This is a genomic window from Cupriavidus taiwanensis LMG 19424 (assembly GCF_000069785.1).
Lineage (GTDB): Bacteria > Pseudomonadota > Gammaproteobacteria > Burkholderiales > Burkholderiaceae > Cupriavidus > Cupriavidus taiwanensis.
The window spans coordinates 271,416-287,143 of record NC_010530.1; the positions used below are offsets into that span (position 1 = coordinate 271,416).

General features: G+C 58.3%; 12 protein-coding genes. 10 read left to right on the top strand and 2 right to left on the bottom strand.

The genetic code is table 11. From position 1 onward, the window contains the following. Positions 1-21 precede the first annotated feature (21 nt). From RALTA_RS16995 to RALTA_RS17025, 7 genes are all read left to right on the top strand, one after another. The gene (locus RALTA_RS16995; RefSeq protein WP_012355104.1) at positions 22-516 is read left to right on the top strand and encodes a chemotaxis protein CheW; all 495 of its coding nucleotides are present in this window, start codon (positions 22-24) and stop codon (positions 514-516) included. Positions 517-706: 190 nt separating this feature from the next. Beyond that, positions 707-1,639 (top strand): CheR family methyltransferase, encoded by a 933-nt coding sequence (locus tag RALTA_RS17000; protein ID WP_012355105.1) that lies wholly within the window; start codon positions 707-709, stop codon positions 1,637-1,639. Continuing rightward, positions 1,639-2,289, top strand: coding sequence for a chemoreceptor glutamine deamidase CheD (cheD, locus tag RALTA_RS17005; RefSeq protein WP_012355106.1), 651 nt, complete (start codon positions 1,639-1,641; stop codon positions 2,287-2,289). The genes RALTA_RS17000 and cheD overlap by 1 nt, the downstream gene beginning before the upstream one ends. 22 nt (positions 2,290-2,311) lie before the next feature. Beyond that, positions 2,312-3,394, top strand: a complete 1,083-nt coding sequence (locus tag RALTA_RS17010; RefSeq protein WP_012355107.1) for a protein-glutamate methylesterase/protein-glutamine glutaminase — start codon at positions 2,312-2,314, stop codon at positions 3,392-3,394. 70 nt (positions 3,395-3,464) lie between these two features. Continuing rightward, positions 3,465-3,851 (top strand): chemotaxis response regulator CheY, encoded by a 387-nt coding sequence (cheY, locus tag RALTA_RS17015; protein ID WP_012355108.1) that lies wholly within the window; start codon positions 3,465-3,467, stop codon positions 3,849-3,851. A gap of 18 nt (positions 3,852-3,869) precedes the next feature. Then, on the top strand, positions 3,870-4,505 hold the full coding sequence (cheZ, locus tag RALTA_RS17020; protein ID WP_012355109.1) for a protein phosphatase CheZ: 636 nt from the start codon (positions 3,870-3,872) through the stop codon (positions 4,503-4,505). Between the two features lie 547 nt (positions 4,506-5,052). Continuing rightward, on the top strand, positions 5,053-5,343 hold the full coding sequence (locus RALTA_RS17025) for a hypothetical protein (protein ID WP_041232430.1): 291 nt from the start codon (positions 5,053-5,055) through the stop codon (positions 5,341-5,343). A gap of 331 nt (positions 5,344-5,674) precedes the next feature. On the opposite strand, the gene RALTA_RS17030 is transcribed toward RALTA_RS17025, so the two are convergent. Both RALTA_RS17030 and RALTA_RS17035 read right to left on the bottom strand, forming a co-directional pair. Further along, complete coding sequence (locus RALTA_RS17030) at positions 5,675-7,120, bottom strand: hypothetical protein (RefSeq protein WP_012355111.1); 1,446 nt, start codon at positions 7,118-7,120, stop codon at positions 5,675-5,677. An 11-nt stretch (positions 7,121-7,131) separates the two neighbouring features. Further along, entirely contained in the window at positions 7,132-12,099 is a 4,968-nt protein-coding gene (locus RALTA_RS17035) for an AAA domain-containing protein (protein ID WP_012355112.1), read from the bottom strand. A gap of 745 nt (positions 12,100-12,844) precedes the next feature. On the opposite strand from RALTA_RS17035, the gene RALTA_RS17040 reads away from it, so the two are divergent. From RALTA_RS17040 to RALTA_RS17050, 3 genes are all read left to right on the top strand, one after another. Next, positions 12,845-13,561 (top strand): endonuclease NucS domain-containing protein, encoded by a 717-nt coding sequence (locus RALTA_RS17040; protein WP_012355114.1) that lies wholly within the window; start codon positions 12,845-12,847, stop codon positions 13,559-13,561. Between the two features lie 447 nt (positions 13,562-14,008). Next, positions 14,009-14,791, top strand: coding sequence for a DUF5677 domain-containing protein (locus RALTA_RS17045; RefSeq protein WP_012355115.1), 783 nt, complete (start codon positions 14,009-14,011; stop codon positions 14,789-14,791). 124 nt (positions 14,792-14,915) lie between these two features. Then, complete coding sequence (locus RALTA_RS17050) at positions 14,916-15,725, top strand: hypothetical protein (RefSeq protein WP_157877182.1); 810 nt, start codon at positions 14,916-14,918, stop codon at positions 15,723-15,725. Positions 15,726-15,728: the final 3 nt, after the last annotated feature.

A 15,728-nucleotide genomic window follows, 5' to 3' on the forward strand; every position in this document is an offset into this window, starting at 1 on the left:
ATCACAGGAGAACAAGAGATCATGGCCGGCATCGGACACATCGATACCCCCGGAAGCGACGCTTCGGGCCAGGAGTTCCTGGTCTTCACGCTGGGGTCGGAGGAATACGGCATCGACATCCTCAAGGTGCAGGAGATCCGCAGCTACGAGACCGTCACGCGCATCTCCAGCGCGCCCGACTTCATCAAGGGCGTGACCAACCTGCGCGGTGTGATCGTACCCATCGTCGACCTGCGGCTGAAGTTCCGCCTCGGCAACGTGCGCTACGACCACCAGACCGTGGTCATCATCCTCAACGTGGCCGGCCGCGTGGTCGGCATCGTGGTGGACGGCGTGTCGGACGTGCTGACGCTGACCGGCGAGGCGATCAAGCCCGCGCCGGAATTCGGCGTGTCGATCTCGACCGAGCACCTGACCGGCCTGGGCACCATCGACGGCCGCATGCTGGTGCTGATCGACATCGAGAAGCTGATGACCAGCCCCGAGATGGCACTGGTCGAAGCCGATTACGCCTGACCTTGCATCTATTGATGGTTCCGAACTTCACCGCATCTCTTTTCGCTTGTCGTTCCCGCGCAGGCGGGAACCCAGTGGCTTTAAAGACGCTGGATTCCCGCCTGCGCGGGAATGACGGTGGCGATTTCTGCGTTATCGCAAATCCGGAACAACACAGCAGCGCAGGCCTGAACCACATCCGAAGCCAGCCATGACGCCGTTTCGCACTGCCGCCAGCGCTCGCGCCAGCCTCCAGGGGCTGGAGGGAGCAGTCGCCGCGCCGGCCGCCCTGCTGCGGCGCGACGACGCGCGTGACTTCCTGCTGACCGAGCGGGACTTCGAGCAGATCCGCACGCTGATCCACCGGCGCGCCGGCATCTCGCTGGGCAGCCACAAGCGCGAGATGGTCTACAGCCGGCTCGCGCGCCGGCTGCGCACGCTGCAGCTAAGCGACTTCGCCTCATACCTGGCGCTGCTGGAGGCGGATGACCGCTCGCCGGAGTGGGAGTTCTTCACCAACGCGCTGACGACCAACCTGACCTCGTTCTTCCGCGAGGCGCACCACTTCCCGCTGCTAGCCGAGCATGCCAAACAGATTGGGCGCCCCTACAGCGTCTGGTGCTCGGCCGCTTCCACCGGCGAAGAACCGTACTCGATCGCCATCACCCTGGCCGAGGCGCTGGGCGACCGCGCCGGCACCGTGCTGGCCACCGACATCGACACCCAGGTACTGGCCAAGGCCCGCAGCGGCGTCTACACCGCCGACCAGGTGGCGCGGCTGTCGCCGGAGCGGCTCAAGCGTTTCTTCCTGAAGGGCACCGGCCCGCGCACCGGCTCGGTCAAGGTCAAGCCGGAACTGGCCGCCACCATCGCGTTCGAGCCGCTGAACCTGCTCGCCCCCGACTGGGGCATCCGCGAACAGTTCGACGCCATCTTCTGCCGCAACGTGATGATCTACTTCGACAAGCCGACCCAGGGCCGCATCCTGGAGCGCTTCGTGCCGCTGCTCAAGCCGCACGGGCTGCTGTTCGCCGGCCATTCGGAGAACTTCTCCTACGTCACGCGCGCGTTCCAGCTGCGCGGGCAGACCGTCTATGAACTGGCACCGGGCGCGCTGTCCGCGGCCGGTCGGGGCAGGCCGTAATGCGCACGCCCCACCTGCCCGAAGCGCTGGCCACGCGCACCTACTTCGACCGCGAGTTCGGCAAGCAGGCCATCAAGCTGCTGCCCAACGAGTACTACGTGACGCGCGACGACGTGGTGCTGACCACCGTGCTGGGCTCTTGCGTGGCCGCCTGCATCCGCGACGAGGTGGCCGGCGTCGGCGGCATGAACCACTTCATGCTGCCGGACGACGACGGCAGCGCCGACCGCATGCTGTCGGCATCGATGCGCTACGGCAGCTATGCGCTGGAAGTGCTGATCAACGAACTGCTCAAGATGGGCGCGCGCCGCGAGCGGCTGGAGGCCAAGGTCTTCGGCGGAGGCGCGGTGCTGGCCAACATGACCACGCTGAACATCGGCGACCGCAACGCGGACTTCGTGCTGCGCTACCTGAAAGCCGAAGAGGTGCGCGTGGCGGCGCAAGACCTGCGCGGCCCGCATGCGCGCCGCGTCAGCTATTTCCCGATCGGCGGGCTGGCGCTGGTGCGCCGCCTGACGCGGCAGGACGATCAGGTTTCGGTGGCGCGCGAGGAACGCGCGCTGGCGCGGGCCATTGCCACCTCGGCGCGCGAACCATCGCGCTCGCCGGAACTGTTTGCGCGGCAGACGTACTCGCGCCCGCTTCCCTGAAACCCTACAAGCACGACCAATCATGACTGCCGCCAAGATCAAGGTGCTCTGCGTGGACGACTCCGCGCTGATCCGCAGCCTGATGACGGAGATCATCAACAGCCAGCCCGACATGGAAGTGGTCGGCACCGCGCCCGACCCGCTGGTCGCGCGCGACCTGATCAAGCGCCTGAACCCCGACGTGCTGACGCTCGACGTCGAAATGCCGCGCATGGACGGCCTGGACTTTCTGGAGCGGCTGATGCGGCTGCGGCCGATGCCGGTGCTGATGGTGTCGTCGCTGACCGAGCGCGGCTCCGAAATCACCATGCGCGCGCTTGAGCTGGGTGCGGTGGACTTCGTCACCAAGCCCAAGCTGGGCATCCGCGACGGGCTGCTCGAATACACCGACACCATTGCCGACAAGCTGCGCGCGGCATCGCGCGCGCGCGTGCGCGCGGCCACGCCATCGGCCGCGCCCGCAGCCACTGGCACCGCGCCAGTGCCGATGCTGCGCAGCCCGCTGCTGTCGACCGAGAAGCTGATCATCCTGGGCGCCTCCACCGGCGGCACCGAGGCCATCAAGGAATTCCTGATGCCGCTGCCGCCCGACAGCCCCGCGGTGATGATCGTCCAGCATATGCCGGCCGGCTTCACGCGATCATTCGCGCAGCGGCTGGATGGCCTGTGCCGTATCACCGTGAAGGAAGCCGAGCACGGCGAGCGCGTGCTGCCGGGCCATGCGTATATCGCGCCCGGCGACTCGCACCTGCTGCTGGCGCGCAGCGGCGCCAACTACGTCGCGCACCTGTCGCAGGAGGCGCCGGTCAACCGGCATCGCCCGTCGGTGGACGTGCTGTTCGATTCCGCCGCGCAGCACGGCGGCAAGAACGTGATCGGCGTGATCCTGACCGGCATGGGCAAGGACGGCGCACGCGGCATGCTGCGCATGCGCGAGGCCGGCGCCTACAACCTGGCGCAGGACGAACAAAGCTGCATCGTGTTTGGCATGCCGAAGGAGGCGATCGCCGCCGGCGGCGTGCATGAAGTCGTGCCTTTGCCGGCGATGACCCAGCGCGTGATGGCGCGCCTGGCCACGTACGGCACGCGCGCGCAACGCGTCTAGTCGAGCCGGCAAGCCCAAACAACAAAGCCGGACCAACAAGTCATCACTGCATTTACCTGGAGCCCTTAAAGTGGACAAGAACATCAAGATCCTGGTCGTGGACGATTTCCCGACCATGCGCCGGATCATCCGCAACCTGCTCAAGGAGCTGGGTTTCGTCAACGTCGAGGAAGCCGAGGACGGCGGCGCCGGCCTGGAAAAGGCCAAGGACGGCAGCTTTCAGTTCGTGATCTCGGACTGGAACATGCCCAACATGGACGGCCTGTCGATGCTGCAGGCCATCCGCGCCGACGCCAACATCGGCAAGATCCCGGTGCTGATGGTCACCGCCGAGGCCAAGAAGGAAAACATCATCGCCGCGGCCCAGGCCGGCGCCAACGGCTACGTGGTCAAGCCCTTCACGGCCGCCACGCTGGACGAGAAGATCACCAAGATCTTCGAGAAGCTCGGCGGCTGAGGCGGAGGCGCGTTTGTCATGACCCCCACCCTGAGCAACGATTCCGCCGAACAACTGATCCTGCGCATCGGCAACCTGACGCGCATGCTGCGCGACAACATGCGCGAGCTCGGCCTGGACAAGGAAATCGAGCGCGCCGCGCAAGCCATCCCCGACGCGCGCGACCGCCTGAACTACATCGCCGCGATGACCGAGCAGGCCGCCGAACGCACGCTCAACGCGGTCGAACTGGCACAGCCGATCCAGTCCGACATCGAACAGCAGGCCGAAACGCTGGACAAGCGCTGGGCCGCCTGGTTTGAAAAGCCGGTGGAACTGGCCGATGCGCGCTCGCTGGTACTGGACACCCGCGCCTTCCTGTCCGAGGTGCCCGGCCAGGCCCGCGCCACCAACAGCCACCTGCTCGACATCATGATGGCGCAGGACTTCCAGGACCTGACCGGCCAGGTCATCAAGAAGATGATGGACATGATCCGCGCACTGGAGCAGGAACTGCTGCAGGTGCTGATCGACAACGTGCCGTCGGAGCGCCGCGTGGAAGTGCAGGCACCGTCCACGCTGATGAATGGGCCGCAGGTGAATCCGGAAGGGAAGCCGGACGTGGTGTCGGACCAGGCGCAGGTGGATGATTTGTTGGCTAGTTTGGGGTTTTGAAGTTTGAATAGCCCGCGGCATTTCGCGGTGCCACGTGTTTTCTCCCCTCTCCCGCTTGCGGGAGAGGGGCGGGGGAGAGGGCCGGCGCATCCAGGAAGTCAACCGCATCAACACCTGCGCACCCCACTTCATCTCGGCAATCCGGCGATGAACGCTTTTTAAGAGTTTGCCCATACTCGCACTTGCTGCGCCTCTTCATACTGGGTTCGTCGCTGCGGCGTGGCGACCGGGTTTAGCAGCCCGAATGGATTAGTGCCGAACGACCGCCGTCAGGCGGTATCCTTACGTTCGCCGTGCCTGAGCACGCCCCTTCAATGGGCGGGCGCAGGCAGGGGAGCCTCCGGGCTCGCCGGCTCCTAATCCCCGGTCTGCTAACCCTGCCTTGCGCCCGCCCACCCCAATCAGCACCCGGGGAGCGGGACTGAACCTGTATGGTTAGGGGGTATTCCCATGCTTCAGTTCTTACTTGCCCATTCCGGGCGATTGGCAATCTCCAGTACCTTCACAATGCAGCAGCGTGCGCGGACCTCGTATGTGGAGGTGCGCCATGTATAGCCATAGTCATCACGGTATTACCGCGGAACACAATGGTGTCGATATGCTCGTGACCGCTCATAGTCCGGGGGAGAATCCGTTGAGTCTTGCGGTGCAACGGGCGGCGCAGCTTCATGGGCTTCTGCTCATGGCTAGCGATCATGGGGCCTCGAGTCTGGATCCGGTGGATTTCGATCCGGCGACCTGGGAGAGCTTGCTTTCCCTCGCGGCCTGGCTGGCGCATGAGACGCAGGTGTTGAGTGAGCTGGCTGTGGTGCAGGGGCAGGGGTTGCAGGTTGAGTGACGTTGGGGCGGGGTGTGCAGCCGTGTAATCGGCTGACGCCCCATCCATGGGAGTATGCGCGATTGGTTTTGGGACTGAGGGTCGCAGAACGACCCTGAGCGGACAATTAAAAATCAGAGTTCGGCGTCCGCTTTGGTGAAAGCTCGGGCCGTTGCGGCGAGAAAATCGGTGGGATTTCGCATTGCAGATGAGACCTGAGCGTGGCACCAAGTAGTCGGGTCTGTGGCGCTATCTTGGGCGATGCCCCGCCGCTTGTCAGGGCGGGGAATCTTCGTCGGACCGTCAGAATCTCGTCGTAGTAGAGCGGTTACCCATTGGGAAAACCGCTGCTTCATTTTGGTCTTGGTCGCGCACTGTTGCCGAACTTGGAAAGCAATCCGCAGTCATTGGGGCGGTCAAGGCCTGAGCTGCCTTTGATATAGGCGTTCACAAGCTGCCCGACCGCCGCAACAACCTTCTGGTCGTCACTGATGAATCCAAGCGGAAGCGTGACAGGGTAGGTCCCTGGGATAGACATGTGATAGACAACTGCAACCAGCTCGCCCTCGAGGAGCATGATCTCGACATTTCCGCCAAGAAACCCTTCAATGAGTGCATGAGCTCTGTCCGTATAAGGATCAAGCTCCTGTTTCCATAACTTGGCGGCCTTGAAGTCGTCCGGCCCTGAAACAGGAAAGTAGATGGTCGGCAAGTAAAGGCTCTTCTCCTTCGTACTGGCTTTCCTGACGAAATCACTCAGAGCGGTGATCAACCGGATGCTCTTGGACCAGTACGGGTCGCTTGGTGCAAGCCAGAGAAATGAGCCTTGCCCAACATCCGTCTTGCTTTCAATTCTGGACTTTAGGGCAGGTGCCAGCTTCTTTTGCAGCAAGCCCCAATTGGCGTGCGAATAAATCGGACCGAGGAACGTGCTTCTTCCTTTGGGATTGTTCGATTCCAGTCGAAGAAGGTCGTCAAGGAACTGCAGATTGATGGCATTGCTCTTCGAGTCAAACAACTTCAGCGTATCGCTGTCACCAATCTGCGACATTGCCTTCGCAATTTCCATCGAGTTGGCCGGTCTAGCGAGGCGATCAAGCTCAACAGTAATGCGTTCATGCACGTAATCTGAGCTGTTTAGGATCTCGAAGTCCTCTCGTTCGACACTTCTGCCATCCGTGTCAAATTGGAACTTCACAGTAAGCCGAAGCGGCACCGCCCTGATCTTGTTGACGGAATTCACGGTGTAGACGCTGGGGAAATCCTTCTCATCGTCAATCAGAGACTTCGAGAGAAAGCCCTGATGGAGTATCTGATTGAATTGACGCTGGAAGTGTTTCTCGACATGGAGCTCGCTCCTAGCCGCATTGTCATCATCAACGTCAAGCCGTACGCCAGCCTTCCATTTTTCCTGAGCTACATCCCTGCCCAGACACGTGAACGTCGCCAGGTCGAATGTAAGGCGTGCGCCACTATCCCGCAGAAGGGATAGACGGGGAACCTCGCCAACTTCGGTGAAATAACTGGCTGACTTCTCCGTGAGCGTCAATCGCGCACTCTCCGTGAGATTCAGTTCGTCGCGATTAACCAGATCCTGGATCGCCTCCTCTGCTTCCTTGCGACTAAATCCGAAGAAGGTGGCAATCTGGGATGTTGTCATGGGGGCCAGATGGACGAGTCGGAGAACGTATTCCCGAACGAAAGGCAGTCCCTTCTGAGTGACGTAGCAGAAGTTGATATTGAAGCGTTGCGCCGGCAACAGAAAATCAATCTCGTGATAAGTCGTCGTGTCTTCCACTTCGGGCCACCTTAACTGTTCTCTTTTCCTGGCATGAACTTATAGCCAGCATCCACACCCATACCGTCCATATAGGCAACGACATGGCCAAGTGGTTTGTCCTTGTTGTGTTTGCTCCACATGTCGCGGTTTCCTATGATCAGCAACCGATCCATTGCTCGGGACATCGCGACGTTGATGCGGTTTGGTGTTTGAAGGAATCCAGCCGACCAGAATTTTGGATCAGAGCGGGTAAGGCTGAGAATGATGATTCTGTTTTCCTTGCCCTGATAGCTATCGACGGTGTCGATCTTTACCAGTTCCTTGAAGCCTTCGCTCCAAAGCTCCTGATTGAACTTTTGCCGTATCAACCGCTTCTGCTCTGCATACATGCATATCACGCCAATGAGCGCGTTGTCTCTATCCTTGAGTTTGACCAGTTCCGCAAGAAACTGGCCACTTGAAGAGATCTCTTTGAGGATATGGATGACCTGTTCGGCTTCGCAGCGATTGTAGATGCTACGGGAGCCGCGGTCTTTGTCTTGATCATGGTGGGCTCGATTGCCAAGTGATGACGTGTCGAGCCATGTGACCGGGAATTGGAGGTGGGCAGGTGCGCTTTTGTAAATATCAGGAACTGGCCTCGCCCCGTTGGTCAGCTTGCCATCGTAGAAGATCCTTGACACCAGGCTCCCAATCGGAGGTGCCATCCGATACTGGGTGAGCAGCGTCGCGCTTGCCTGGATGCCATACTCCGAACTGAACGCACGAGCAAAGTCGCTTCGCAGAACAACATCCAGGTCGGTCCGGTTGTTGTTGATGCCCAGTCGCCGGGCGAGAGCCGCCTTGTGCGGATCTGAATAGAGGGGCGGCAACTGCAGATGATCGCCAACCAGCAGGACTCGCTTCGCCGACTGCATCGCGATCGCAAGCTCGCTCGAGATGGAGCGAGCTGCCTCATCGATGATCACGAAGTCATAAATGTTCTCATGGATGCCGATGTGCCCTTGCCCGATGCCCACACAAGTGCCCGCTACAAGCTGCCTGGAGCGGGCATAAAACTCATCGCAGTTCACCCGCTCCGCCGAAAGCGCATGCCGCATGTCCCTGCAGATACTGGCCAACGCCCGAGCACGCCTGGCTTCGTTCGGTTTGACGCCATATTCCGTGCATAGCTGAGCCAACAGGATGGATTTTGCAGCGGAGATCTTGTCTTCTTGGGACAAGGTAACTCCATAATCCTTGGCAAGCTTGGCGCGAATCGTTGCGTCCAGCTCAACCGCGATGGATTTGAGGGGCCTCATGTCGTCCCTGTCGTCGATATCGGCAAAACTGGCAAGCAACGATTCGAGATGGTCGATCTGACGGAAAAGCGATAGCTCAGCTTCGACGACCTTGGCGATGAACTCGGGGTCAAGCCCGAGCGCATCCGAGAGGGGCGCTACACGATAGCGATACTCGGCATTGAAGAGTTCGCGCTTCTCGGCCGTGATGGCGTGCGAATAGACGTCCTTGAGCCCATGGGATACGGCACCTTCACGGTTGCTGAACCGGACTACCTCTAGTGGCGTCCCGAGCCTCGCACAGTGCTTCCTGATTCGTTCGGCTGCGGTATTCACTGCCTCATGAGATTGACTGACCAGAAGAATGCGCCTGATGTCGAGTTTCTCGATGAGGAAGTGAACGAAAGCTGCAATGAACTCCGTTTTGCCTGTTCCGGGTGGACCCTGCAGGAGAGATAGCGGTCCGAAATTGAGCAGTTTCGTGAAGGCCTCTCGCTGCTGCTCGTTGAGACTGATCTTATTTCCCTGCTGGTCTTCACGGTCGTATCGGGCGAAATCCGACTCGGTCACCGATATGTCGTACCTTACTGCCGTGTGCTTGCATGTCGGGTCGAACAAGTCCAGGAGTTCGGGCAGGACGCCTTCCCGATCCAGCAGTCGTTCGAGCGCCGCCTTGCGCTTGCGGTAGGAGGCCCGGTCCGCCTTTGTCCGGAAAAAAACAGTGTCGCCATCCTTCAGGCCGTAGGCAGCCGAGCGGATTCTTGTCAATCGAACCTCGTTCAAGGCGGATTTCTTGAGCGAGACTTCCCCGATGATTCGTTCTGCGCCGTCCGGGTCCATCAGGAGAACCTCGATCTCATCCGTGCTGCCAAATGCCCCGAGCGGATCAACGTCGGCGTCATAGGGAAGGATCAGCTCCGAATCTGCATCTGACGCAGACATTGCCGCCCCATTCAGTTCGATATGGGGGCTTGATTCGGTCTCCGTGTCAAGGATTGCCCTCCACAGCGCTTCGGTGGAGATCTCGAGCGGCGTGTCGGCTCGGTCTCCACTGTCACCATCCTCAGATCTTTCGAAGACCTCGCGCAGTTGCAGGCTCAATCCCGATTCATCGATCTCCGGCGGCGAGTCTACGAGCGCCTCAACGGCACGGTTGAAAGCATCGTCATCACGAAGAAGATCCGACAGCGCCGCGAACTGCTGCGGGCGCCCCGGGCTGATTCGGATCGGCGAGGAGATCTCGAACTGGCTTTCCTCAACATCCCTGAAATGGATGTGGGAGCGGACACGCGGAGGCAGTCCGCCAGTAAAGCACCGCTGCTCCTTGTTGTAAAAGGCCGAGAACGTCCCCCCGATGCCAGAGAACGTCACCATGACAATGTTTTCCCCCTTCTTTGAGGCGGTAACCTTGACGTAGAGATGTCCGTTATCCGGCAGAATCTTCAACTGCTCTGGGAGATTGTTCAGGAAAACTTCGACAAGTTGCTGTTCTCGCGTGTCAGGACGAGATGTCAGCGCCTTCTTGAATCGTCCCAGTTCCCTGAAGCCGAACTCGATGTCGTCAAGCTCGGCGCTGATTGCCTGCGCGATTTCGGGGTACTCGCTGGATGCTTCACCCCATCCAATGCCAAGCATCTCGCTAGACATCCGTAGTACTGCAAAGATGTCTCGTTGGACCGGCGAGCTGCCATCGATGTTCTCAGGGCTGTATCGATGGTTCTTAACCTCTCCTACGTTCTGCGAGAAGTCAGGGATGTCGATCAGGAAGACGTTTCCGTCCCTATTCCCAAGCATGACGTTGCCAGGGTGGATGTCACCATGGGACACGCCAAGATCATGAAGATGCTCGACAGCAGCAATCAGCTTCTCGATGATTTTGATCTTGTGGGCGTCTTCAATGACTGCGTCAGTCCATGTCATGCCATCGATGAGATCGGTCACCAGATACATGCTATTGGATTTCGACGCAAGCCCGTAGTCATGGATTCGCGGCAGATAAGTCGGATTGACCGCGGCGAGCTTGTCGAGCCGTTTCAGAAACGACAAGACATGAAAGTTACTTGATGGATCGGATTCTTCGCCGCCGACGTTCAGCCAGGCTTTGACGAGCCTTCCATCCGAAAGGTAGACCTCCTTGTCGGAGGTCTCGACCATCAGATCGTGATCCTCCCGGTACTGGCGAGAGTGATTGATCGGGTGCCGGTATGTGTCCAACTCGCTTTCATCGAAAGTCGGGATATCTTCCCGCTTCGGCTCTGCCCGCATCAACGAGTCAAAGAAAGCTGACGCGTTGTTGAATTTCGCGGTAACTGCATCGAGAAGAATGCCCGCATACCATTCGTCGCTTGACAGCATGTCGTCCTGGACGGTCTCCAGGCTCTTTGGAGACATTCTTTGGCCGGACAGCAGATGCCAGGACACAACTCCAAGAGCATGGATATCCTCCTGGAACGGCGTCAGTGACGAGCCGTCGAGCATCTCCTTTACCTCAGCGGCGCCTACTGAAAGACTCTCTCGGTAATCCCCAACCGTTCCGATTGGCTGGTGGTATGCGGAGATGAAGTTGGAAAGCGCAATTTCCTTTGAGGGTGACAACCAAAGGCTGTGATCGGCGATATCGCGATGGGCGATCTTGATGTCATGCAGATCACCAAACTTCGCAATCAGTAGTTTGGTGAGGTTGAGCCTGTCAGTTTGATTCAGCGATTGGCCATACTTGCCCACGAACTCATTGAATCTCACATGTCCAGGGGGCAACTCATAGACTTCGCTGTACTGCGAGGTGACTTCGTCCTTTTCAAAGCTCGTAAGGGAGCGGAGGCAGTGGTTATACAGGTCCCGATCATGATGATTGATGAACTGAAGAACCTCACGTTCGCGAGAGACGATCTCCGCCCGGCCCTGCGGGGTAAAGGATTTCTCCCCATCAATCTTCTTGAAGTTCCATACGCGCAGTAGTGCGTCGGTATTTTTCGAGATCTCCGAGCTCGCCAAGTACTCCTTATAGACATGCTTGGGGTGCTCGAAAATCTCCTCTACGGCCGTATAGCCACCGATTCTCAGAGCTTTCGGCGCCGTGTTGCCGTTCGAGAACAGTTCATCGAAAACAGGAAAATCTCGATTCAGAACTTGCGAGTCCGGATGGGGGCGGAAGTATTCATTAAATTTGACTTTCTCGGAAAAAGTGAGGAACTCTTTCAGGGACAGTGTGTGTTGACGCTCAACTTCCGGGATCTGACTAAGATCAGAGTTCCCCGTCATGACGACAAAGAAATGAACCCGCGGGGCGTATTTTTTATTGGTAAAGCGAGGCGTAAGCTTCTTCAGCTTGTTATCCAGCAAGAATTTCTTGTTTCTCGTGACACTAACCGGCGACCGTCCCATGTTCTTGTCGCCCTTGAACCAAGTTTCTCCGTTGGCAGTTACTGGAAAATGGTTCCAGTCCTTCAATTCAACAATGATGACATTGCAGTGAGTCACGATGACCAGGTCAAACTCACCTTCCTTGCCCTTCGAATCGACGAATCGGAAACCCGCATACCCCTTCCACGGAAACATGCCATTCCGTGCGACCTTGTCTTGAAGTTGATCTCGCAGTGAAGTCCCGCGATTCTCGAGCTTTCGATCAGGCGCGGTATCGGTGAAGGTCGCCTTGATTTTGTTGATGGCCCTAATCTCTTGTTCTTCCAGGCCGCCGTCCCAAAATTCGATGTCCACGATGCTTCCTTTTGTCTCGCTACGCGCAGAATCAGCCCGTCGAGCGAATATTGCAAGTCAATGTGACGAGTCTACCTCAGGCTTCGCTCCTGATGCGCCAGATTTGACAGTGAAGAGCTACTCCTTTTCACCGTCCGGACAGGCGGTGGGATATGTTCCTTGGTGATGCCTTTCTCAGTGCATCCCTGGTAGTAATGGGTCAGTCAGTCAAACTCCTAGGAGGGCAAGCTTTGGATCCTGCCGGCTTGTCACGGTCAGCCGCTATGGCCGACAAACAACGAGCTGACTTCAAACGAGGAAGTAGCTAACCTCCCGACTTAGCGGGCGCGACTTCCATGCTTCTTGCGGCCCTTACCAAGCGGACTTGGGGGCCAGTGCGGAGTGGGCGAAATAGCATTATCGACGGCGTAAGTGCCGCGATGCATACCCCGAATGAGGGGAGGCTGCTTTAGCCGCAGCTCTACGTTCTCCGGGTTTCGTTGTTGGACACAGCTAACGACCTCGGATCGTCGTCGACATCCAGGATGGCGCATGTTTCGTAATTGCCGGCCCCAAAGCGGCCAGACAACTTAAGTCTGTCCGATGACCGCTACTGGCCGCGAACTGGCGTTCTGGTTCTGCAATTTTCGTTGTGCATTGGGAGAGCGCTACGGCTACACGCGAAAATGATCGACGGACTCCCGGATGCACGGCTTCTGTGTCGATATCGAGTAAAGTCTTGGCGTTGCTACAACCGAGAAAAACAATGGAACGCCAAGCACCTAGGAAATACCTAGTGGTCGAACCCGGCGCTGACGGGGCGGTGAGCGTCACGGAGATGAAGCGTTGGTGTCGCCAGAACCCGGATCGGCGACCTCCAAATACGGATCCCGACCGGGGTAATTCCCAGAAGCTTGCTAGGGCGTTCGGCTATGCGGGATGGTCTGTAGAGTTGACGGCGACTGAAGTCCGTATCAGTCCAAGCAAGGAAGCGGCCGTGCAAGCCGCTGCCGTGTTGGATGCTGAAAGCGAACCTCTCGAGGACGAAGGGGAATCGAGCGAAGAGACGGCTTTCGCCCTGGAGCGACAGCTTCAGGACTTCATGGTCTCTAACCTACGTGCAATTCCCGTCAACGGGAAACGGCTGCGACTTCATGTTGATGAGACCAGCGACGGGGTGGAATATCCAACCTCGAGCAACCGCCGGATAGACATCCTTGCCCGGGATGAGGACGACAACTTCATTGTCTTCGAGCTCAAGCGGGGCCAGGCCCCAGATAGCGCGATCGGGCAACTTCTCAACTACATGGGGTGGGTGAAGCTCAACTTGGCCAAGGATAAGCAGGTCACTGGGGTAATCGTCGCGCGCGATATTAGTGAGCGAATGAGAGAGGCCATCGTGATGACGACCAATATTACTCTTTTTGAGTACCAGTTGAGGTTCGAGCTGAGCGCGATCAGCCAGGCCACCGCCACGGCATAGTATCCGGTCGAATCATGCTCAAGCACGAAGTCCAAGCGGTCTTGGATTCCTACTATGCGGAAGCGCTTGCGGCGGCCGAGCCCGGCTTTGTTCCGTATTTTCGCGAGCGATCGGCGCCGTTCCTTCTCAGCGTATCTCAAGCTTACCCGCCGCGAAGCCGCGGCCGTCTCAGACCGACCCTTCGCTGCCTTTCAACTTCGCCGACCTCGGTGGCCGTTGATCGGCAGGAATCAGACAAACATTCGCACTTGGAGTCAATAGCGCATCCAGTTTCTCGGATATCCCTCCATCGCCGGAGCAGAACACTGCCGCTGTGCCGCTGATCAGCCAACAGCAGCGAGCGCGCTGGCAGGCTCGGTCCGAGTTGCTGTGGGCGAAACAGAGCGGAGGGCCTTGATTTGCTCACAGATGCAATAGCAGTTTCAGACTACGCTTCCTCACGAGACAATGACGTCCTCATTTGAAGTTGATGGATTTTTATCGGACCTTTCCGGCGTAATCGCCCTCAACAACCGCGAGTATGCAGGTCGCTTTCGATTCGCCCGAGAACTGAATCGGCTCGGCATGAAGATCTTGTATCAGACCGCTGCCGACAAAACAAAGTCCGCTGAATGGATCTCCCTCGCGCTTTTGGGGCGCGCTTTGCAAGCGTTCCAAGCTGCAATGCTTCTGTTGGAGCGAGGGATGGTCCCCGAGGCCAGCGGAAGCGCTCGGCATCTTTGTGAGGCCCTGATTGTCGTTGGCGGACTACGGGCGGACGCAACACTGCCCCAGCGCATCGTAAGCGCACACGAACTGCACAAAAAGAAGATAGGCAACGCAATCTTGGAATCGAAAAGTCTTCTGGAATTGTTTAACCCCGAGATTATTTCCACTTTGCACGCACGAGTCTCGTCTCTCCGCGATCAGCGGCTTGACGACCTAAAGCTAGAGCAGATCGCTGGGAAGGCTGGGCTGCTGGACGTTTACACGATGTACTACCGCCAGCTTTCTGGTGAGGGTGCCCATATAACGGCCGGTACTCTGGAGCACCATCTCGTAGGGGGCGACGATGACATTGCCGAGTTGCAGATGGAGCCATCTGATCGAGGCCTCGATTTTGTCCTCTTGGCCTCCATTTCGTGTCTGTTTGGCGTGATTCGCGAAACAAGAGAAAGGTTTGGGCTGGAAGCATTGGAATCAGAGTGGCAGATTATCGCGAAACGCTTCGACGCCGAAAAGATGCAGTAACGATAACTCGAAGCGAGCCCTAGCCAGGATTTGTATAGTGAAGAGAATTGGGGCTCGCTTGTCGTGCATGGATCATCTGTCCCGGCCTCAGCACGGTGCCAAGATATTTATCGGATCTGACTGTATGAATCAGCTTGTTTTGACATTGAATTCCGACGGCGTTGCGAGCCCAGGAATGAAGGCCGCACGGGATGCAAGTGAGATCGTTAGATTCGCGTTGCACTCGTTCGATAACTCCGACCTTAGCATCGCGCCGCCTGTTGCGGGCCATCCTATTGCCTATGACATGGGAACCAGCGCGAACAACGCTGATGAGCGCCGCACTATATACGCGAACTGGATTCTGTCCCAGGCGTTCTCCGAGGTGGCGCGAGGCATTCGTGAATCGTTAGAGGAGGCATATTTCTTCTTGAAGATTGCCAAGATTCATGACGGGCCGATGAAAGCCGACGCCTTTAATGCGTTGATGCGTGAGTCCCGGAAGGAGGCGCAACGCGCCAAGTTTCCAGACCTGATTGCGAAAGTTAACCAAGGGCTTACGGAAGCCTTGGTATTCGCAGCCGAGTTCCACTCGTTGCAAAAAGTACGCAACTGCCTTGAGCACCGTGGGGGAACTGTGGGCGCTCAAGATGCCGATGCCGACGGAGTGCTGATCCTCAGCATGCCCCGTATTAAGCTCTCCTACATGAGGGGGACAGAGGAGATCGAGTTGGAGCCGGGATGCACCGTCGATCCTGGCGACGAGAGGAAGGATGTCGAAATCTATTCGCAGCGCGTAACCCGAACGCGCGCCTATCGTTTAGGCGAGCGTATTACATTTACCGCTGACGAGTTTCAAGAGATCGCCTTCGCTTGCACGCTGTTTCTTGGCGATCTCGTGGCAAAGCTACCGAAGGCCACTCCAGGGGACCTGAAGAGGGGAAAATTGGTCTGAGGG